We start from the raw sequence: 20,157 nt of genomic DNA, 5'->3' as shown, positions 1-20,157 counted from the left end.
TTTTATCGCTTGCCGTACTTCTTGTGGACTGCCTGCTTGCTGACGCCGAGCGCGTGCGCGATCGCCTCCCAGGGCAAGCCTGCCGCGCGTGCCCGCCGAACCAGGGCCGCTTCTGCCCGGCCGACTTCCCTATGCAGCTCGGCAACGGCCTGCAGGCCATTCACCGGATTGTCGCCGTCCATTGATCCCAGCAAGGTTTTCAATCGGTCCACCTCCACGGCGTCAACGTTAGTTGACGGCCCGCCCCGCGTCAACGAAAGTTGACGCGGTTCCTTTGGATGGTCCGGCCCGCTTGTCGAATCATCAACCGGTTGACCAATGGGGATTAAGGGGTTGGGAACACGATCCGAGGCCGGGCCTAGAATCCTTCTATTGATTCTGCCCGCTCCCATACCTTGGAGTTTCTATGATCCGGAAGGCTGTTGCCGGAGACGCTGCCGCCCTTGCTGACTTGGCGGCGGCGACTTTCCCGCTCGCGTGCCCGCCGGGCTCCTCACCTGAGGACATCCGGCTACACCTCAAGCGGACGCTCAGCGAGGACAGATTCGCGGAGTACCTCGCCGACAGCAAGATCGCCATCCTGGTGCTTGAGCAGGGGAGCCGGTTTGACGGGTACACGCTACTCGTCGACCGGCAGTCAACGGATCCCGATGTGCTCCGCGCTTTGGGGTCACACCGTTCCGTCGAGCTGAGCAAGTGCTACGTGCACCCGGACCACCACGGGCGCGGCGCGGCCTCCACGCTCATGCGGGCCTCCTTGGACTGGGCCGCAGACCAGGGGGCGGCAAGCGTCTGGCTGGGGGTCAACAGCCAGAACGCCAAGGCTATCCGCTTCTATGAGAAGTCAGGCTTCACCAAGCTCGGGACGAAGTCATTCACCCTGGGCGACTCGGTGGAGAGCGACTTTATTCTGGAGTGCGCCCTCCCGGCGAAGTGCTGACCAGGCCGCTTCCAAGGCGCGTCCGCCTCCGCGGCAAGGAGGCGAGCAGCTGCTGCCGCAAGGACAGCTTGCTGCTCCGGACCACCACTATCACCGCGAGCAATCCGGTCAGCAGCACGACGGCTCCGCCCGCGGCCACTGACCAGCGGGGGCCGAAGGTGCTGCCGATCCAGCCCATAAGCGGTGCCCCCAAAGCAGTCCCGCCCTGCAGCGTGGCCAGATACAGGGCAAGCACGCGGCCCCGGAAGTGCGGCTCCACGGAGAGCTGGATGCTCGTATTGCAGCTGTTCAGGAAGGTTATTGATGCGAGTCCCACCGGAACCAGGATGGCGGCGTACAGCCAGAACGACGGCGAGACGCTCCCCAACAGCGTGAAGAGGCCCAGGCCCAGCGCTCCGCCGAGCAGGAACCGCAGCCGGGGGCGGGACCTGCGGGCTGCAAGTAGCGCTCCGGCCAGTGTTCCGACGGCCATGATGGAGCCCAGCAGTCCGAATTCACCGGGCCCCATGCCGAATTCCGCCGTGGACATCAGCGCGTTGGTGATGGGGAAATTCATGCCGAAGGCCCCCAGCACGCCCACCAGCACGAGGATCAGCACCAGGTCCGGGCGCTGGCGCACATAGCCGAGTCCCTCGGCCACCTGGTGCTTGCCGCGGACTGCCGATGCGGTGGTGGGGGCCGGCCCTGCTGCGCGGATCCGGGCCAGCGAGATCAGGACAGCGGCGAAGCTGGCGGCGTTGAGCAGGAAAACGGGGCCGGTGCCGACCCAGGCGATGAGCACGCCCGCGATCGCAGGTCCCGTGAGCCGGGCGGTGTTAAAGGAAGCGGAGTTGAGGGACACGGCATTGGCGATGTGGTCCTGTCCCACGAGTTCGGAGACGAAGGCCTGGCGTGCCGGCCCGTCGATGGCGCTGGCCAGCCCGAGGCAGAGGGCAGCTGCATACACCTGCCACAGCTGCGCCGCGCCGGTAACCACCAGGAGCCCGACGGCCAGGCCACACAGGCCCATTGCGGACTGCGTCCACAGCAGGATCACGCGTTTCCGGTGCCGGTCCGCGAGTACTCCTGCGTACGGGCCAAGCAGAAGCATCGGGAGGAACTGCAGGGCCGTGGTGATGCCGACGGCCGTGCCGGAATGGTCCGTGAGGATCGTCAGCACCAGCCAGTCCTGGGCGACCCTCTGCATCCAGGTGCCGATATTGGAGACAAGGGCACCGCCGGCCCACAGCCGGTAGTTGGGATTCTGCAATGCCCGGAAAGTGGCGCTCATCGGCCGCTCATCTCCTGCATGATGTGTGCTGCGCGGCTCAGGGTCTGCCGGTCCTCGGGACTGAGTCCGGCGACTCGTTGAGCCAGCCACGCGGTCCGCTGGCCACGCGCCTCCTCCAGGACGTCTACACCGGCGGGGGTGATGCCCACCCGGATCTGGCGGCCGTCCTCCGGATGCGCTGACCGGGACACGAAGCCCAGCTCCGCGAGGGCGTTCACGATCCGGGTCATCGACGGCGCCTGCACGTGTTCCCGTTCCGCAAGTTCCCTGGGTGTTCGCGGGCCGTCGCTGTGGAGCTGTGCGAGCACCGTGTACTGGCCCGGGGTGATGATGTCGCCGGTTGCCTCGACACGAAGCCGGCGGGAGGTCCGCATTACGGCCGTCCGGAGGTCGATCGCCAGGATATCCGGCCTGATGGATTGAGGGGTTTCTTGGTGTGCCGCTTCCGTCGCAGGCATTGAGGAAGTACGCCTCCTGTTGGTTGAGGGAATAGTTAGCAAAGCTAATTAGCTCCTCTAATCATTATTCACCGAGCGTCCCTGCGCGGCAACCAATGCCTGGGTGAATGTGACCTATTTCCCCTTCGGGGCCGCCGTGCTTGCGCGAATCACGAGTTCGGTGGGCACCAGGGTGACGCCGGGCTCAGTGGTGTTGGTGCGGATCTGCTGGAGGACATTGTCGACGCACTGGTTGCCGACGTCGGCGAAGTTCTGATGCACCGTGGTCAGCGGGGGAGCGTAGGAGGAGGCTTCGGGGACGTCGTCGAAGCCGACCAGACTGATGTCTTCAGGTACTGATATTCCTTTTTCCCGGAACGCCCGCAGCAGGCCGAGGGCCATGTGGTCGTTGGCGGCGAAAACGGCGGTGCAGCCCGGTTCGTCAGCGATTCGGAGCCCGGCCGTGTAGCCGGAGTCCGCTGACCAGTCGCCGCGGAGCACCGGCGGGACCGCTCTGCCCGCGGCGGTGAGGGTGGTGCGCCACGCGGCGGCGCGGCGTTCGCTGGCGAACGACTCCTCGGGGCCCGCGACGTGCCACACCGTCTCGTGGCCGAGATCCAGGAGATGTTTGACGGCCTTGCGGGCGCCGTCGGCCTGGTCGGTGTCCACAACGCTGTACTGTTCGCCGGCGTCGGAGTCGACGACGACGACCTTCACTCCCGGAGGCAGTGTCACTGTCGCTGCGTCGAGGAGGTGGACCTCCATGATGGCGATTACTGCGTCGACGGCGAGTTCGCCCATCCGGGAAAATGCACCCTGGATCCCGGCCTGCGTGGGTGCCGTGACGGGGATCAGTGTGATGGCGAAGTCCTGCCGGGCCGCGTGCAGCGCGATGGCCTCCAGGGTGCGCATGTTCCCCAGCGAGGACAGCGAGAACGTGATCACCCCTATGGTCCGGAAGCTCCCGCGCTTGAGCGCCCGTGCGGCGCTGTTCGGGCGGTAGCCCAACTCATTCATGGCCGCGATGACTTGGCGCCGCGTGCTTTCGATGACGTCCGGACTCCCGTTGGACACGCGGGACACCGTCTGGGAGGAGACTCCGGCGAGCTTGGCGACGTCGGCCATGGACACCTGCTGCTTTCGCTGCAGCGCGGCGCCAGCCGCGCGCTGTGCAGGGGACAAATCGTTGATCGGGGGTTGACCGGGCTCGTGCTCCATGTCACCATCGTACCAATCATGTTTGCGCAAACATTCACAAAACCGCACATCTTATGTTTACGTAAACACAACACGATCTGTCACCCGCCAGGTGACGCAGCCCTACAGAGGACCCTTCATGACAATGACGTCCCCGCAAGTCGCCGCGCCAGCCGGAGCGTCCGCTCCGGCAGGCCCACCACGTCGCCGCGCCAGCCGCCGCTCCTGGGCCGGCTGGTGGTTCATCGGCCCGTTCATGGCGGTGTTCGCCCTGGTTTTCCTGGCTCCGATCGCCTACTCCATCTACCTGAGCGTCTTCCGCAACCAGCTCATCGGGGGTACGGCGTTCGTGGGCCTGGACAACTACGCCCGGGCTTTGGGGGACGCGCAGTTCTGGTCCGCGCTGGGGCGGGTTTCGCTGTTCCTGGCAGTCCAGGTGCCGGTCATGCTGTTCATCGCCCTCGTTGTGGCCCTCGCCCTGGACAGCGGCAGGCTCTACGGAAGGTCGTTCTTCCGGATCTCGATCTTCCTGCCCTATGCCGTGCCGGCCGTCGTCGCCACACTCATGTGGGGCTTTATGTATGGCACCCGTTTCGGTCTGGTGGGAAACATCAACCAGGCCTTCGGCCTCGACCTGCCCAGCCCGCTCTCCCCGGAACTGGTGCTGGCCTCCATCGGAAACATCGTCACGTGGGAGTTCATCGGCTACAACATGCTGATCTTCTACTCGGCGCTGACCGTCATCCCCAAGTCGCTCTATGAGGCCGCCGAGATCGACGGCGCCGGCCAGTTGAGGGTCATCACCGCCATCAAACTGCCGGCCATCCGCGGGGCCGTCGTGGTGGCCAGCATCTTCTCCGTGATCGGCAGCTTCCAGCTCTTCAACGAGCCCAGCATCCTCAAGAGCCTCTCACCCAACACGATCTCGACGTACTTCACGCCCAACCTGTACGCCTTCTCCCTGTCGTTCTCCGGGCAGCAGTACAACTACTCCGCCACGGTGGCGATCATCATGGGACTGATCACCATGGCCATTGCCTCTGCCGTCCAGGTCCGCGGCATGCGAAAGGAGCGCTGACCATGAGCGTTCAGACAGCCGTCCGGCCCGGCAGTGCCTCCGAAGGCAGGGGCGCGTCCTCGCCGGCAAGATTCCGGACCCCGCGGCTGCGGTCTCCACGCACAGCCGGATCCGGGCGCTCCCGCCGGAGCGTGGCACTGACACTCCTGATGGGCCTTGTCCTGCTCTACAGCCTGGCCCCGCTGTTCTGGCTGCTGGTCAACGCCACCAAAACCCAGGACGGCCTCCTCAACTCCTTTGGCCTGTGGTTCGACGGCGATTTTGCCCTCTGGGACAACATCGCCCGGACAGCAACTTACGACGGCGGGATCTTCCTTCGCTGGTTCGCCAACACGGTCCTCTACGTCGTGCTCGGCGCCGGCGGTGCCACTTTCCTGGCCGTCCTCGGCGGCTACGCGCTGGCCAAGTTCGAGTTCCCCGGCCGGAAGGCCGTGTTCGCCGTCGTCATCGGCGCGGTTGCCGTCCCCGGCACGGCCCTCGCGGTCCCCACGTTCCTCATGTTCAGCCAGATGGGGCTCACCAACACCCCCTGGGCCGTGATCATCCCCTCTCTCATCTCGCCCTTCGGCCTCTACCTCATGTGGACCTTCGCTTCCGAAGCCATTCCCACCGAGATCATGGAGTCCGCCCGGATCGACGGCGCCAGCGAGGTACGCACGTTCTTCCAGGTCTGCCTGCCGCTGCTGACCCCGGGCATTGTCACCGTGCTGCTCTTCACCATGGTGGCCACCTGGAACAACTACTTCCTGCCGCTGATCATGCTGAAGAACCCGGACTGGTATCCCCTCACCCTGGGCCTGAACGCCTGGAACGCGCAGGCAGGCACGGCCGGCGGGGAAGCCATCTTCAACCTGGTGATCACCGGCTCCCTGCTCACCATCCTCCCGCTGATCGCAGCGTTCCTGCTGCTCCAGCGCTACTGGCAGTCCGGCCTCTCGGCCGGAAGCGTCAAAGAATAACACCCGTCCCTCACCGACAACGCAGTTAGAAGGAAGACATGATCAAGACCCTGACCCGCCGCGGCCTGTTGCAGAGCTCCGCCGTCGCCGCCGCACTCGCCCTGGGGCTCACCGCCTGCGGAGCCGGCAGCAACGCGGCGCCGCAGCAAACGGTCAACAGCGACGCCGTCGAAGCCGCCCTCCAGAAGGGCGGCAAGCTGACGGTCTGGGCCTGGGACCAGTCGCTGAAGAAGGTTGCCAAGGGCTTCGAGGCCAAATACCCGAACGTGAAGGTCAACCTGGTCAACGCAGGCACCGGCAACGACCAGTACACCGCGCTGCAGAACGCGATCTCCGCCGGCTCCGGCGTGCCCGACGTCGCGCAGATCGAGTACTACGCCCTTCCGCAGTTCGCGCTCAGCAAGTCACTGGCTGACCTCGGCCAGTTCGGCGCCGCGGACCTCGACGGCACCTTCACGGCCGGTCCGTGGTCTTCGGTGAAGGCGCAAGGTGGAGTCTACGGCCTACCCATGGACTCCGGCCCCATGGCCCTCTTCTACAACAAGGAACTGTTCGACAAATACGGCATCGCGGTGCCCACCACCTGGGACGAGTTCCTCGAGGCCGGCCGCGCGCTCAAGAAGGCCAACCCCAAGGCCTACATCGCCAACGACACCGGCGACGCGGGGTTCACCACCAGCATGATCTGGCAGGCCGGCGGCAAGCCCTACCAGGTGGACGGCACCAACGTCGGCGTGAACTTCTCGGACGAGGGGTCCACCAAGTTCGCCGAAACCTGGCAAAAGCTCATCGACGAGGACCTCCTGGCCCCCATCAGCTCCTGGAGCGACGAGTGGTACAAGGGCCTCGGAAACGGAACCATCGCCACCCTGTCCACCGGCGCCTGGATGCCCGGAAACCTCGTCTCCGGCGTTGCCGACGGTGCCGGTAAATGGCGTGTTGCCCCTCTGCCGCAGTGGGAAAAGGGTGCCAACAGCAGCGCCGAAAACGGCGGAAGCTCCCTCGCCATCCCCGCCGCCAGCAGCCAGGCAGCGCTGGCGTACGGCTTCCTGAAGTACTCCAACGTGGAGGAAGGCATTCAAACCCGGATCGCCGGCGGGGCGTTCCCCGCCACCTCAAAGGACCTCGCGTCCGAGAAATTCCAGAACACGGAGTTCAAGTACTTCGGCGGCCAGAAAGCCAACCAGATCTTCGCCGAATCGGCAAAAAACGTTCCCGCCGGCTGGTCCTACCTGCCCTTCCAGGTCTACGCCAACAGCATCTTCAACGACACCGTCGGCCAGGCCTACGTCTCCGGTACCAAGCTCAAGGACGGCCTCACGGCCTGGCAGAAAGCCTCGGTCAAGTACGGCACCGAACAGGGCTTCACGGTCAAGGAATAACAGCCCGCACGTAACCCGCCCCACTTCGGCGGACGCGCCCGCCTGCCCGGCGCGTCCGCCGCCCCCCAAGCGCGCGCCATCCAAGCGCGCCCAAATTAGGAGATCCATGCCCCTCACCACCAACCACCGCTGGCTGCGCTGGCCGTCTCCGGACACCCGGCGGCTGGCCTTCGGCGCCGACTACAATCCGGAGCAGTGGCCGCGCGAGGTCTGGGCGGAGGACGTGCGGCTCATGCAGGAAGCCGGCGTCAACGTTGTTTCCCTGGCGATCTTCTCGTGGGCCCGCATCCAGCCAGCCCGGGATAAATGGGACTTTTCCTGGCTCGACGACGTCATCGGCCTGCTCCACGCCAACGGCATTGCCGTGGACCTCGCAACCGCCACGGCATCCCCGCCACCGTGGCTGGCGGCCGAACACCCGGAAATACTTCCTGTCACCCAAAACGGCGAAACCCTCTGGCCGGGCGGCCGGCAGCACTGGCGGCCCACGTCGCCGGTGTTCCGGGAGCACGCACTGACGCTCGTGCGCACCATGGCCGAGCGCTACAAGGACCACCCCGCCGTCTGCGCCTGGCACGTTTCCAACGAACTCGGCTGCCACAACATCTATGACTATTCCGACGACGCCGCGGCCGCCTTCCGCCGCTGGCTCCAGGACCGCTACGGCACCCTTGAGGAACTGAACACCGCCTGGGGGACCGACTTCTGGTCCCAGCGCTACGCGGACTGGAACCACATCTTCCCTCCGCGGAAGGCAGCCTCCTACCCGAACCCCACGCAGCAGCTGGACTTCAAGCGCTTCTCCTCGGACTCGCTGCGGGACTACCTCCGCGCCGAACGCGACATCCTCAACAGCATCACCCCGGACGTCCCCGTCACCACCAATTTCATGGTGATGGGGGAGACCAAGGGGATGGACTACGCTGCCTGGGCCGCCGACGTCGACTTCGTCTCCAACGACCACTATGTGGTCCCGGGCCTGCAGGACCATGACGAGCTGTCCTTCTCCGCGAACCTGACCGGCAACATTGCCGGCGGCAACCCCTGGTTCCTCATGGAGCACTCCACCAGCGCCGTCAACTGGCAGCCAGTGAACATGCCCAAGAAGCCTGGGGCCCTCGCCCGGGACTCGCTCACCCACGTGGCCCACGGGGCGGACGCGGTCTGCTTTTTCCAATGGCGGCAGTCGCGGGCAGGGGCGGAGAAATACCACTCCGCCATGATTTCGCACGCCGGCAGCAACAGCAGGCTCTTCCGCGACGTCACCGCCCTGGGGCGGACACTGCGCGAACTCTCCGTCATCACGGGCAGCCGGCGTGTACCGGCACGGGCCGCGGTCCTCTTCGACTGGGATTCCTGGTGGGCCAGCGAGCTGGACTCCCATCCGAGCGACCGTCTCCGCTACCGTCAGGAGGCGCTCGACTGGTACTCGGCGTTCCTGGCCAGCGGCATCCGCGCCGATGTCCTCCCCGCGGCGGCCTCCCTCGACGGCTACCAGCTGGTCATCGCACCCGTCCTGCACGTGGTGCCGGCGGAGCTGCGCTCCCGCCTGACCGCTTTCGTCGAAGCGGGCGGGCACCTCGTGACCACGTACTTCTCCGGCGTCGTGGACGAGAACGACCATGTGTGGCTCGGCGGGTATCCGGGCGCCCTCAGCGATCTGCTGGGGATCCGGGTGGAAGAGTTCGGGCCTCTGGCCCCCGGGGAGGAGGCCACGCTCGACGACGGGTCAACCGGCACGCTGTGGGCGGACTCCGTCGCCACCACCTCCGGGGACACGGCCGTCCTGCGCCGGTTCACGTCCGGTGACCACGCCGGCGAACCGGCGGTAACCCGGCGCAGCGTGGGCACCGGATCTGCCGGCTACGTGGCGACGCGCCTCGGACCCGACGGCCTGGTCCCGGTCCTGCAGGAATTCGCCGGCCTGGCCGGCGTCGAGTCTGAACTGCCCGCGGAACTGTGTGGCGCCGTCGAACTCGCCGTCCGCGATGGGGAGGACGGACGCTTCCTTTTCCTGATCAACCGCACCGACCAGGCCGTGGACATCTCGGCTGTGCCTGGATCCGTCCTTGCGGGCACAGGCCCGGCCGAAGGCACCGCCAAGCTCGCAGCCCGCGGCGTGGCGGTCCTCCAGGCCTCCAGATAAAACCCCACACAAAGCAGCAGTCCCCAGAGATCAGCAGCATCACCGCACCGAAGGGAATTCAATGACGAACAGATCCAGACGGCCCTGGGCCGTGACCGCCGCCGGAGTCACCGCGGCGGTCTTCTCCGCAGGGCTCGTGGCCGGACCCGCGCTCGCCGCGGCGTCGCCGGTCAGGGCAGCCGATCAACCCGTGCCGGCCGGAGCCGTGACCGTACGGCCGGACCCGTCCTACCAGGGCGACGCCTTCGAAGGGTGGGGCACCAGCCTGGCCTGGTTCGCCAATGCCACCGGCGGCTACCCGGAGGAGATCCGCGGCAGGCTCGCCGACATGGTTTTCGGCGACGACGGGCTGAACCTCAACATCGCCCGTTACAACATCGGCGGCGGAAACGCCCCCAATGTGAGGGACTACCTCCGGCCAGGTGGCGCCGTGGAGGGCTGGTGGAAGGCGCCCGCCGGCACCACCCGGGAGGACAAGGACTGGTGGGACCCGAAGAACCCGGGGGACTGGAACCTCGACGCCGACCAGACGCAGCGCTGGTGGGTGGACCGGATCAAGAACGACGTCACGCACTGGGAGGCCTTCAGCAACTCCCCGCCATGGTTCCAGACCGTCAGCGGGTACGTCTCGGGCGGCTTCAACTCCTCGCAGGACCAGCTGCGGACCGAGAGTGTCGATGACTTCTCCGCTTACCTGGTGGGCGTCGTCAAGGAGCTGGAAAAGTCCCACGGCATCAAGATCGACACACTCGATCCCCTGAACGAACCGAACACGCCCTACTGGGGGACCAGCCTGAATTCGGCGGGCCAGCCGGTCGGCGGCCGGCAGGAAGGCGCCCACATAGGCCCCGAACTGCAGCAGAAAGTAGTCCAGTCGCTGGCCAAGGCCCTGGCCAGCGCGGACACCGGCGCCGTCATCAGTGCCATGGATGAGACCAACCCCTCCACCTTCGCCAGCAACTGGAACAGCTACTCCGCCGAGGCCAAGGCGAACGTCGGGCAGCTCAACGTCCACACCTACGGGACCGGACAGCGGACGGCCGTCCGGGACATCGCCAAAGGCGAGGACAAGCCGCTCTGGATGAGCGAAACCGGCGGCTCCTGGCTGGACGGGCAGAACTTCACGAGCATGCAGCCCGGCCTTGGACTGGCCCAGCACATGGTTGACGACCTCCGCGAGCTCGAACCCAAGGCATGGGTGTTCTGGCAGCCCGTTGAGGACTACAACAACATGAAACCCGGCGGCGAAAGCGCCATCGGCTCCAACTGGGGCGAGATCCAGCTGCCCTTCAACTGCACCTCGGCGGACACCCTCCAAAGCTGCCCGATCTACACGAACACCAAGTTCAACACCGCGCGGAACTTCACGCACTACATCAAGCCCGGCGACCGCCTGGTCAAGGTGGACGACGCCAACAGCGCGGCCGCCGTCTCCGGCTCCGGAGCCACGGTGGTGCACGTGAACGACAGCAAGCAGCAGCGCCAGGTGGCCCTGGATCTCTCCGGCTTCGGAGCCGTCCGGGGGAACGCCACCGTGACGCCGGTGACCAGCGACGCGTCCGGCGCGCTGGTGAAGGGCGAGCTGGTCGCCGTCGGAAAGGACCGCACGGCGGTCCTCACGGTGCCGGCTGAGTCGGTCACGACGTTCCTCGTCGATGGGGTGCACGGCGTGGCCAAGGACGCCGCCCTCGTCCAGGCGGACCACGTCTACAGCCTCCAGGGCGTCGAAAGCAGCAAGTCCCTTAGCCAGGGAACCGGCAGCGCCGCCGTCATCCGTTCCGGCGCGGGCGCAGGCCAGCAGTGGACCATCCGCCGCCTCAGCGGCGAGAACAGCAGCCGGGCCCGCTACGCAATTGAAACGGCCGACGGCGGGCGGCAGCTCTCCGTCGTCGACGGAACGCCCCAGCTGGCGCCGGCAGAGGCAACGCCGGCCGCTGCCGCGCAGTGGACCATGTCCACCACCGGCGACGGCACGTACACGTTCGTCAACGCGGCAACCGGCCGGCTCCTCGAGGTGGGCGGGCACGCCACCGCGGACGGGTCGCCGGTGACACTGTGGACCGCCAACTCCGGTGAAAACCAGCGCTGGCGGGTCATCGATGAAACTGTCCAGGGGTTCCGGAGCGCCTCGGCCTTTACCGTTCCAGGAACCGCTCCGCAGTTGCCGGCCACGGTGGTCCCCGTCTACCGCGACGGCGCCCGCGGCGAACTGCCGGTGACCTGGACGATGCCGCCGGACAGCCGGTGGAGCAAGCCGGGAACCGTGGATGTGCGCGGCACGGCGACGGACGTCCTGGGCGTTGTGCATCCGGTGACAGCCAAAGTCGCCGTAGACACCCTGGTGGCCACACTTCCGGCGCGGGCCAAGACCTATGCCGGCGGAACGCCCGTGCTGCCTGCCACCGTGACGGCCGTGACTGCCGGCGGCAGCAAGGTGGAGCGGCCGGTTGCCTGGGACGCCGCCGGACCGTTAACCCGCATTGGCGTGGCCACGGTCGCGGGCACCGCCGACGCCGCCGGCGGCCGGACGTTGCCGGCCACCGTGCGCGTGCAGGTGACGGCGGGAACGGCCGACAACGCGGCCGATGACCCGGGTACCACGTTCAGCGCCACCTTCACCGAGCCGGGCTACGGCACGGCCGGACTGGGCAACGGCATCCTGACGGACAAGGCCTGGTCCAACTGGAAGTCGGGCACCAAGAACAGCACGGACACCCTGTCTGTCTCCCTGGCGCAGCAGAAGACGGTGACCGGCGTGAAGGTCCACTTCTTCCGCGACGGATCCACCGACAGCTACGCCCAAAGCCTCCAGGTGCAGACCAAGGCGGCCGACGGCACGTGGAAGAACGCGGGCACAGCGGTCCAGGTTCCCGGCGGCAGCCCCGCCCCGGTGGTCACGGTTCCGGTTGCCAACGTGGACACCAAGGACGTGCGGGTGGTGCTCACCGCCCGGCCGAACACCCACATGACGGTCAGCGAAGTGCAGGTCTTGGCCTCGGCGCCCGGCCAGTCCTCCGACGCCGCCGCGGCCGGGATTTCCGTCAACGGCCAGCCGCTGGCGGGATTCGACCCGGAGGTGACCGCCTACCGGGCAGCTTCCCAGGGGCCGCGCCAGGAGGTCGCGGCCACTGCGGCAGACCCTTACGCGACTGTCACCGTTGAGCAGGCGGACTCGAAGTCGGGAACGGCTGTGGTTACGGTCCGGAGCGAAGACGGAAGCCAGACCCGGACGTATGGGGTCGTCGTCGGGCGGTAGCCGCCCGGCATTCCGGTAAAGCCGGCGTGACTGCAGGCACCGGGTGCGTCCCAACGGGCGCACCCGGTGCCTTCTGCCGTTAATCCGGCTTATGCCGTGAGGGCCGCCCCGAAGCCGGTGGGGTCGGCCAGGAACCGGGCGAATCCCAGTTCCGCCGCGCCAATCATCATCAGGTTGGACCCGAGCGCCGCGGGGTGCACCTTTACCTGGCCGGCGGGTCCGTCCATGGCCTGGGACAGCAGCAGGTCATCGAGGGTGGCCGGCGCGAGGGCGTAGAGCACCCCAAGGAAACCGTCGAGGATGATCACCTCCGGGTTGAAGGTGTTGACGGCATTGCGCAGCGCGATGGCCAGGAAGCCGAGCTGCCGGGATACTTCCTCCGCGACGCCGGGGCTGCCGGACGCGCGGAGGGCCTGTTCCAGCTGGGATGTGTCCCCGCCGCTGAGGCCGAGCAGTTCGAAGAGCCGGCCCTGGGACACCTCGGTTTCCAGGCAGCCGGTGGCACCGCAATGGCACCGTTCGCCGGAGGTCCGGACGAAGGTATGGCCCAGTTCCCCGGCGAAGCCGGACGCGCCGCGGAGCAGCATGCCGTTCGAAATGATCCCGCCGCCGACGCCGCTGGCCCCGCCGTTGAGGTACACGAGGTTGTCCCGCCCGGCGCCGGCACCGAAGATCAGCTCCGCCTCCGCTGCGAGCGAGGCATCGTTGGCGGCCTGGCAGGCGTAGCCGGTGGCCTCGCTGAGCATCCGGGCAACCGGCTCGTCCCGCCAGCCCAGATGGGGCGCATGGCGGACCGTCCCGTCGTCGGGGTTTACCAGGCCGGGCACCGCCACTCCGATGCCGGTGATCCGGTAGGAGTGGTCCAGCTCCGTGCGCATTCCCTCAATTACGACGGCGGCGATATTCACCGCTTCCCTTGCGCTGGGGATCCGTTCGGTGGCGAACCGGATCTTCTTCTGGACGATGCCGCCGAGGTTGACCAGCCCGATGGTGACAGCGTCGATCTCCGGGTAGACGGCGAGCGCCGCGATGGAAGGGCTCGGGCGCACCTCGGGGCTCGGCCGGCCCACCTGGGCCTCGCCCGTGGGTGCGGTCTCGTAGACCAGTCCGAGCGCGGCCAGCTGGCCGATCAGGGTCCCGACTGTTGACCTGTTGAGCCCGGTCCGTTTGGTCAGCTGCGCCCGGCTGAGGACACGGTGATGGTGGACCAAGGACGTGATCAGCGCCAGGTTGTTCCGCCGGGAGGGGTCAAGCTCGCTGGGCGGCGCGGTCGGGGCGGCCCGTTGGCGAGGGAAAGACATCATCGGAACAATATCAGCTGCCGAAAACCTTGGTGTCGAGGAAGTCGTTGCGGAACTTCCCCTCCGCATCCAAACGCCCGGCGAGGGCCTTGAAGTCGGCAAAGCGCGGGTAAAGCGGCGCGAGGCGGGAGGCATCGCCGTCGAACAGTTTGCCCCAGTGCGGACGCGCCCCGAACGGCGCCAGCTCGGCCTCGATCACGGGGAGCACGGCCTCGACGGCGGGCTGGTCCTGCCGCCACGTGAGGTGCAGGCCAATGCTGTCGGTTCCGTAGTTCGGGCTCAACCAGAGACTGTCCGCGGCCATAGTGCGGATTTCGGAGACCAGCAGCAGCGGAGTCACCAGGTGGGACAGCCGGCGCATGGCCTGGATGGCGTCCACGGCGTGCTCTCGGGGCACCAGGTACTCGCTCTGCAGCTCGTCGCCCTTGCTCGGAGTGAACTCCATCCGGAAGTGGGCCAGCCTGTCCGACCAGGGACCGGGCACACCCAACTGCTGCGTGCACGTGCTGCCGGAAACCCCGGCGATGGGATGCCGCGGTTCTTTGGCGGGGGTGCCGCCGAAGAAGCCTCCGCGTTCCGCTGCTGCTTCTGCCTCCGTCCGGGACTTCAGCCAGGCCTGGCCGATCCGGTCCCCGCTCCAGTCGGTGAACAGGCTGGTGCTGTACGCCGAGCAGGTGACGTCGTCGAAATTCTCCAGGACCTGGTCCCACGCAAGGTCCTCGAACACCGCCTGCGAGACCGGGAACGTCGGTTCGATGTCCAGGGTCAGGCTGCTGACGATGCCCAGGGCTCCGAGGTTCACCACCATGCCGTCAAAGTCGGGTTCCCCGCGGCGCGAGGTGAGGATAGCGCCGTCGGCGGTCACCAGCTCAAGGCACGCGACGGCGGTGGCCAGGTTGCCGTTGCGGTCGCCCGAGCCGTGGGTTGCGGTGGCGACGGCTCCGGCCACCGAGATGTGCGGGAGGGAAGCCAGGTTGTGCAGGGCATAGCCCTGTCGCTGGAGCTCTGCCGCCAGGGTCCCGTAGCGGGTGCCGCCGCTCACGGTGACGGTCATGTTTTCGGAATCCACGTCGATGGCGGGCGCGAGATGGCCGAGCGAGACCAGGGTGCCGGTGGTGTCGGCGATGCGGTTGAAGGAGTGCCGCGAACCGAGGGCACGCAGCTTGGTCGCGCCGGCGACGAGGTCCTGGAGCTCCGGCACCGTCGCCGGTTCCTGCACCTCGGCAGCTGAGTACCTGAGGTTGCCTGCCCAGTTGTACTCCTCCGTGTGCAGCTCAGTTCCTGCTTCGCTAACCATTGCCAGCCCTTCGTTTGGTGTTTTAGAGAACATAACACCGGATTGAGTGCCGGCGGTAGCGTATTTAGCGGTTCAACGCTTGGTGGTTTCATCCGGCAAACCATTGACAGCTCGCCAAAACCTAATATGTTTGTTTACGGAACAATTTCCGGATCTTTCCCGCGGGACAGGTCCCGCCAAACTAAACGGGAGTACTCAATGGCGATTCAGCCCACGCGTGATGACAAGTTTTCCTTCGGCCTGTGGACCATCGGCTGGGAGGCGCAGGACCAGTTCGGCTCCGCCACCCGGCCGCCGCTGGACACCGTGGAGGCAATCAACAGGCTTAGCGATCTTGGCGCCTACGGCATCACCTTCCACGACAACGACCTCTTCCCGTTCGGCTGCTCCGCGGCTGACCGGCAGCGGGAGATCGACCGCCTGACCGGTGCGCTGAAGTCCACCGGCATGGTGGTGCCCATGGTGACCACCAACCTGTTCAGCCACCCGGTTTTCAAGGACGGCGGATTCACCAGCAACGACCGGGGTGTGCGCCGCTTTGCCCTCCGCAAGGTCCTGGAGAACATCGACCTGGCCGCCGAGCTGGGCGCCGAGACGTTCGTGATGTGGGGCGGACGCGAAGGCAGCGAGTACGACGCCGCGAAGGACATCCGCGGGGCCCTCGAGCGCTACCGCGAGGCCGTTAACCTGCTGGGCGACTACGTGACGGACAAGGGCTACAACATCCGCTTCGCGATCGAGCCCAAGCCCAACGAACCGCGCGGCGACATCCTGCTGCCCACGCTGGGCCACGCCCTGGCGTTCATCGAGACCCTCGAGCGCCCGGAGCTGGTCGGAATCAACCCCGAGACCGGCCACGAGCAGATGGCCGGGCTGAACTTCACCCACGGCATCGCGCAGGCGCTGTACCAGGGCAAGCTTTTCCACATCGACCTCAACGGCCAGCGCAGCATCAAGTTCGACCAGGACCTGGTGTTCGGCCACGGCGATCTGCAGAACGCCTTTTCCCTGGTTGACCTGCTGGAGAACGGTGGTCCGCAGGGCGGCCGGGCCTACGACGGTCCGCGCCACTTCGACTACAAGCCCAGCCGGACCGAGGACATCAACGGTGTCTGGGATTCGGCGGCGGCCAACATGCAGACCTACCTGCTGCTCAAGGAGCGCGCCAAGGCCTTCCGTTCCGACCCCGAGGTGCAGGCTGCCCTGGAGGCGTCGCGGGTTTCCGAGATCAATGTGCCCACCCTGAACCCGGGCGAAGGCTACGAGCAGCTCCTCGCCGACCGCTCGTCCTACGAGGACTTCGACGCCGACGCCTACTTCGGCGGCAAGGGCTTCGGTTTCGTGAAGCTCCAGCAGCTCTTCATCGAGCATCTGCTCGGCGCCCGCTGATCCTGTGACGGCTGCTCCTATGTCAACGGCTGCTCCTATGTCATTGGTTGCCGGGGTCGATTCCTCGACCCAAAGCTGCAAGGTGGTGGTGCTGGATGCGGGCACCGGCGCACTGGTCCGGGAGGGCCGTGCCGGCCATCCGGACGGCACCGAGGTCCACCCGGACCACTGGTGGCGGGCGCTCTCCAAGGCCTTCGACGACGCCGGCGGGCTCGGCGGGGTCAGCGCGCTTTCCGTGGGGGGACAGCAGCACGGCATGGTGCTGCTGGACCGGGAGGGCAACGTGCTCCGGCCGGCCCTGCTCTGGAACGACACCCGCTCGGCAGAGTCGGCCGCGGCCCTCACTGACGAAGTGGGAGCGGAGGACTATGCGAAGCGGACAGGCCTGGTGCCGGTAGCGTCCTTCACGGTCACCAAGGTTCGCTGGGTCCGGGACCACGAGCCTGACATCGCCGGCCGGGTGGCCGCCGTCGCCCTGCCGCACGACTGGCTGACCTGGCGCCTGCGGGGCTACGGTCCCACCGGCGCCAGCCCGCTGGGACCCGATCTGGGGCAGCTCACCACCGACCGCTCCGACGCCAGCGGCACGGGCTACTGGAATCCCGCCACTGGTGCGTATGACCTGGAGCTGTTCAGGCTCGCTTTCGGCCGGAATGCTGTTGAAGCCGGGACGGATGCAAACGGAACCGGTGAAGCCGGCGCGGCCGGTGACACCGTCATCCTGCCGCGGGTTCTGGCCCCCGGCGCTTCGCCCGGCACCGTCCACGCTGAAATTGCGGGGCAGCCGATTTTGCTCGGGGCCGGTGCAGGGGACAACGCCGCAGCGGCACTGGGCCTGGGCGCGAGGGCGGGTGACGTCGTCGTGTCCGTGGGCACCAGCGGGACGGTATTCGCCGTGTCCGATGAGCACATCGGTGACCCCACCGGGACCGTGGCGGGCTTCGCCGATGCGAGCGGCCTGTTCCTGCCGATTGCCGTGACCCTCAACGCTGCCCGCGTGCTGACGTCGGTCGCTGGGCTGCTGGGTGTGGACTTCGACGAGTTGTCCCGGCTGGCGCTCGAAGCTGAACCGGGGGCGGGCGGCGTGGTGCTGGTGCCGTATTTCGAGGGGGAGCGGACGCCCAACCTGCCGCACGCCACGGCCAGCTTCTCCGGGCTGACCATCGCCTCGACCACGCGCAGCAATATTTCCCGGGCTGCCGTTGAAGGGATGCTGTGCGGGCTGGCCGGAGGACTGGCCGCCCTCCGGGGCCTGGGCCACCCCGCCGAGCGGCTTCTGCTGATCGGCGGCGCGGTGCAGAACCCTGCGGTCCAGCGGATCGCCGCCCAGGTCTTCGATCTGCCCGTGCTGGTTCCCAGCCCCGGCGAGTATGTGGCCCGGGGAGCTGCCGTGCAGGCGGCCTGGGCGCTGACGGGGGAGCGGCCGGCTTGGAACCTGGCGCTGGTCAGTACTCCCGATCCGGATTTCCGGCCCGCCATCGCGGAACAGTACAGGGCGGAGCAACGCAAAGTGGAGCAGACCTGGGTGCAATAACACCCAAGTAGGTAGCACTTCAGGGCGTTCTCAAGGCTGGGAACGCCCTGAGGTGCTACCCAGTTTCCGCGCGCCGGTGAATCAAAAAAAGTTTGTGAGTCCGCCTGAATCTGGTCCCGGATCGGCCTTTAATTCGTACCCCCTCCTCAGACTGTATTTATGGATGGAATTGGGAAATCGGAGCTGGCTTTGGCAGCGGTGCCGCACGGCGGCGTCCTGCAGGCTGCTGCGTTTCCTGACGGCGATTTCCACTTCCCTGACGCCCCGAATCCCGACGCCGATCCGTACTACGGGTTGCCGTACGACGACGATCTCGGCGTCGTCTATCCGGCATCGTTGCCGGAGGATCCATTTCCCGAGGTCCTGTTTGCGGACCGTTCTTTCGACGGGGACCTTTTTGACGACAGCCCTTTCGGCACCGGCACTTTTCACGGCGGCGCTGTTGACGGCGGCGGTCTCTCCGGCGCCGTTACCACTCGGCGCGTTGCGGCCGGTTCCAGCGTCCAGGACAGTGCAACAACGCCGAGGTGGTTTCTCCAGGCACCTGACCTCAGGGCTGACAGTGCGGGACTGATCAACCAGGTCCGCGCATATGAGAACGTCAAGTGCTGGGCCGCCGGGCAACAGGCGCGGCTGGCTGTGGCCGTCGAGGTGCGGCTCCGCCAGGAACAAACGGACCGTGGGAATTACGCGGACCGGAGGCTGTCGGCGGAGGACCTGGGCAAGGACCGCACAAAAGACCGCGACCTGGGTGCGGCTGAGCAGATCGGGCTGGCCCGGGGCGAGTCCCCGCACCGCGGCGGCCGGCTGCTCGGCATATCCAAAGCGCTGATGGAGATGCCGCACACCCTGGGCGCGCTGGATACCGGGCAGCTGAATGAAGAGCGCGTCATGCACGTGGTCAAGGAGACTGCCTGTTTGACCGTGGAAGATCGGACCGCCGTCGATGAGGAGTTGGCTGCGGATATGGGGACTTTCACCGGGGTCGGGACCCGCGGCGTCATCGCCGCGGTAAAGGCCGCCGCGATCCGGCGGGACCCGCGCTCCGTTATCCAGCGCGCGAGTCACGCCGCCTCGGAGCGGTCCGTGAGCCTGCGCCCGGCCCCCGACTGCATGACCTATTTCACCGCGCTCCTGCCCGCGCACCAGGGCGTCGCCGTGTACACAGCACTGACAAGGCGTGCCGAAGCCCTCCATTCCGCCGGCGACCCCCGCGCGCTAAATCAGGTTAAGGCCGACACGCTCGTCGAATGGACCACCGGCACCCCCTGCGGCATCACCGGGATAGACCTCAACCTTGTCATGACCGACCGCACCCTCCTCCAATGCGACAGCGAACCTGCTCGCCTCACCGGCTACGGCATCGTCCCCGGAGAGTGGGCCAGGGACCTCATCGCGCAGGGTGAAGAACAAGGAGAAGGACAGCCCTTGGCTCAGGGGCCTTGCTTGGCAGGGCGCCATGATTCCGGCTCGCCGGATCGCATTCACCCGGCGGCGGGCAGTTCAGCCGACGACCACAAGGACGCGGTAAAGGAACTCAAGATCTGGGTCCGGCGGCTCTACACCGCTCCGGGAACCGGCGACCTCGTCGCGATGGACTCCAAGCGGCGACTGTTCCCGGCCCCGCTGCGCCGCTTCATCCAAATCCGGGACGACACCTGCCGCACACCCTACTGCGACGCCCCGATCCGCCACCACGACCACATCATCCCCTGGCACAACGACGGCCCCACGTCACTGAGTAACGCCGCCGGACTATGCGAAGCCTGCAACCACACCAAGGAACTCCCCGGCTGGAAAGTAAAACCCCGGCCCGGACCGAGGCACACCATCGAAGTCACAACACCCACAGGCCACAAGTACCGCTCCATGGCGCCGCCGCTGCCGGGTACCAGGCTGCGGACCAGTGAACAGCCGGGAACCGGCGAAGCCGGAACCGGGCCGCCCGTAGCCAAACTGTAAAGCGGCGGC

Annotated in this window: 15 protein-coding genes; 9 read left to right on the top strand and 6 right to left on the bottom strand. The window is 67.0% G+C overall.

All coding sequences use genetic code 11. The features are described from left to right. Positions 1-2 precede the first annotated feature (2 nt). Positions 3-218 (bottom strand): AsnC family protein, encoded by a 216-nt coding sequence (locus AC1DFE_RS10795; RefSeq protein WP_476905877.1) that lies wholly within the window; start codon positions 216-218, stop codon positions 3-5. A gap of 188 nt (positions 219-406) precedes the next feature. Between AC1DFE_RS10795 and AC1DFE_RS10790 the strand changes: the two genes are divergently transcribed. Then, the gene (locus tag AC1DFE_RS10790) at positions 407-940 is read left to right on the top strand and encodes a GNAT family N-acetyltransferase (protein ID WP_476905876.1); all 534 of its coding nucleotides are present in this window, start codon (positions 407-409) and stop codon (positions 938-940) included. Here AC1DFE_RS10790 and AC1DFE_RS10785 read toward each other — a convergent pair. The 3 genes from AC1DFE_RS10785 to AC1DFE_RS10775 all read right to left on the bottom strand — a co-directional run bounded on the left by AC1DFE_RS10785 (position 906) and on the right by AC1DFE_RS10775 (position 3,865). Beyond that, positions 906-2,210 (bottom strand): MFS transporter, encoded by a 1,305-nt coding sequence (locus tag AC1DFE_RS10785; RefSeq protein ID WP_476905875.1) that lies wholly within the window; start codon positions 2,208-2,210, stop codon positions 906-908. The genes AC1DFE_RS10790 and AC1DFE_RS10785 overlap by 35 nt on opposite strands. Next, a complete protein-coding gene (locus AC1DFE_RS10780; RefSeq protein ID WP_476905874.1) occupies positions 2,207-2,668 on the bottom strand; it encodes a MarR family winged helix-turn-helix transcriptional regulator in 462 nt (153 codons plus the stop codon). The genes AC1DFE_RS10785 and AC1DFE_RS10780 overlap by 4 nt, the downstream gene beginning before the upstream one ends. 114 nt (positions 2,669-2,782) lie before the next feature. After that, positions 2,783-3,865 (bottom strand): LacI family DNA-binding transcriptional regulator, encoded by a 1,083-nt coding sequence (locus AC1DFE_RS10775; RefSeq protein ID WP_476905873.1) that lies wholly within the window; start codon positions 3,863-3,865, stop codon positions 2,783-2,785. A 118-nt stretch (positions 3,866-3,983) separates the two neighbouring features. On the opposite strand from AC1DFE_RS10775, the gene AC1DFE_RS10770 reads away from it, so the two are divergent. The 5 genes from AC1DFE_RS10770 to AC1DFE_RS10750 all read left to right on the top strand — a co-directional run bounded on the left by AC1DFE_RS10770 (position 3,984) and on the right by AC1DFE_RS10750 (position 12,665). Further along, positions 3,984-4,922, top strand: a complete 939-nt coding sequence (locus AC1DFE_RS10770; protein WP_476905872.1) for a carbohydrate ABC transporter permease — start codon at positions 3,984-3,986, stop codon at positions 4,920-4,922. Between the two features lie 2 nt (positions 4,923-4,924). Beyond that, a complete protein-coding gene (locus AC1DFE_RS10765; RefSeq protein ID WP_476905871.1) occupies positions 4,925-5,881 on the top strand; it encodes a carbohydrate ABC transporter permease in 957 nt (318 codons plus the stop codon). A gap of 38 nt (positions 5,882-5,919) precedes the next feature. Further along, a complete protein-coding gene (locus AC1DFE_RS10760; RefSeq protein ID WP_476905870.1) occupies positions 5,920-7,263 on the top strand; it encodes an ABC transporter substrate-binding protein in 1,344 nt (447 codons plus the stop codon). Positions 7,264-7,369: 106 nt separating this feature from the next. Then, a complete protein-coding gene (locus tag AC1DFE_RS10755; protein ID WP_476905869.1) occupies positions 7,370-9,409 on the top strand; it encodes a beta-galactosidase in 2,040 nt (679 codons plus the stop codon). A gap of 61 nt (positions 9,410-9,470) precedes the next feature. Next, entirely contained in the window at positions 9,471-12,665 is a 3,195-nt protein-coding gene (locus AC1DFE_RS10750; protein WP_476905868.1) for an Ig-like domain-containing protein, read from the top strand. Between the two features lie 89 nt (positions 12,666-12,754). On the opposite strand, the gene AC1DFE_RS10745 is transcribed toward AC1DFE_RS10750, so the two are convergent. Together AC1DFE_RS10745 and AC1DFE_RS10740 are read right to left on the bottom strand one after the other, a co-directional pair. Beyond that, a complete protein-coding gene (locus tag AC1DFE_RS10745; RefSeq protein WP_476905867.1) occupies positions 12,755-13,969 on the bottom strand; it encodes an ROK family protein in 1,215 nt (404 codons plus the stop codon). A 10-nt stretch (positions 13,970-13,979) separates the two neighbouring features. Then, positions 13,980-15,263, bottom strand: coding sequence for an FAD-binding protein (locus tag AC1DFE_RS10740; protein ID WP_476905866.1), 1,284 nt, complete (start codon positions 15,261-15,263; stop codon positions 13,980-13,982). A gap of 198 nt (positions 15,264-15,461) precedes the next feature. Between AC1DFE_RS10740 and xylA the strand changes: the two genes are divergently transcribed. From xylA to AC1DFE_RS10725, 3 genes are all read left to right on the top strand, one after another. Next, positions 15,462-16,652: a xylose isomerase gene (gene xylA / locus AC1DFE_RS10735; RefSeq protein WP_476905865.1), complete on the top strand. Its 1,191-nt coding sequence runs from the start codon at positions 15,462-15,464 to the stop codon at positions 16,650-16,652. 37 nt (positions 16,653-16,689) lie between these two features. Further along, on the top strand, positions 16,690-18,186 hold the full coding sequence (locus AC1DFE_RS10730) for a xylulokinase (RefSeq protein WP_476905864.1): 1,497 nt from the start codon (positions 16,690-16,692) through the stop codon (positions 18,184-18,186). A gap of 159 nt (positions 18,187-18,345) precedes the next feature. Further along, complete coding sequence (locus AC1DFE_RS10725) at positions 18,346-20,148, top strand: HNH endonuclease (protein ID WP_476905863.1); 1,803 nt, start codon at positions 18,346-18,348, stop codon at positions 20,146-20,148. The last annotated feature ends 9 nt before the right edge of the window (positions 20,149-20,157 follow it).

It is taken from the genome of Arthrobacter sp. 05T423, from assembly GCF_056396245.1.
This window is presented reverse-complemented; position numbering and strand designations above follow the sequence as displayed.

Bases quoted from the DNA above. Each gene is read 5' to 3' on its own strand.
- AC1DFE_RS10790 (WP_476905876.1), top strand. From the start codon at position 407: ATGATCCGGAAGGCTGTTGCCGGAGACGCTGCCGCCCTTGCTGACTTG.
- AC1DFE_RS10785 (WP_476905875.1), bottom strand. From the start codon at position 2,210: ATGAGCGCCACTTTCCGGGCATTGCAGAATCCCAACTACCGGCTGTGG.
- AC1DFE_RS10780 (WP_476905874.1), bottom strand. From the start codon at position 2,668: ATGCCTGCGACGGAAGCGGCACACCAAGAAACCCCTCAATCCATCAGG.
- AC1DFE_RS10775 (WP_476905873.1), bottom strand. From the start codon at position 3,865: ATGGAGCACGAGCCCGGTCAACCCCCGATCAACGATTTGTCCCCTGCA.
- AC1DFE_RS10770 (WP_476905872.1), top strand. From the start codon at position 3,984: ATGACAATGACGTCCCCGCAAGTCGCCGCGCCAGCCGGAGCGTCCGCT.
- AC1DFE_RS10765 (WP_476905871.1), top strand. From the start codon at position 4,925: ATGAGCGTTCAGACAGCCGTCCGGCCCGGCAGTGCCTCCGAAGGCAGG.
- AC1DFE_RS10760 (WP_476905870.1), top strand. From the start codon at position 5,920: ATGATCAAGACCCTGACCCGCCGCGGCCTGTTGCAGAGCTCCGCCGTC.
- AC1DFE_RS10755 (WP_476905869.1), top strand. From the start codon at position 7,370: ATGCCCCTCACCACCAACCACCGCTGGCTGCGCTGGCCGTCTCCGGAC.
- AC1DFE_RS10750 (WP_476905868.1), top strand. From the start codon at position 9,471: ATGACGAACAGATCCAGACGGCCCTGGGCCGTGACCGCCGCCGGAGTC.
- AC1DFE_RS10745 (WP_476905867.1), bottom strand. From the start codon at position 13,969: ATGATGTCTTTCCCTCGCCAACGGGCCGCCCCGACCGCGCCGCCCAGC.
- AC1DFE_RS10740 (WP_476905866.1), bottom strand. From the start codon at position 15,263: ATGGTTAGCGAAGCAGGAACTGAGCTGCACACGGAGGAGTACAACTGG.
- xylA (WP_476905865.1), top strand. From the start codon at position 15,462: ATGGCGATTCAGCCCACGCGTGATGACAAGTTTTCCTTCGGCCTGTGG.
- AC1DFE_RS10730 (WP_476905864.1), top strand. From the start codon at position 16,690: ATGTCATTGGTTGCCGGGGTCGATTCCTCGACCCAAAGCTGCAAGGTG.
- AC1DFE_RS10725 (WP_476905863.1), top strand. From the start codon at position 18,346: ATGGATGGAATTGGGAAATCGGAGCTGGCTTTGGCAGCGGTGCCGCAC.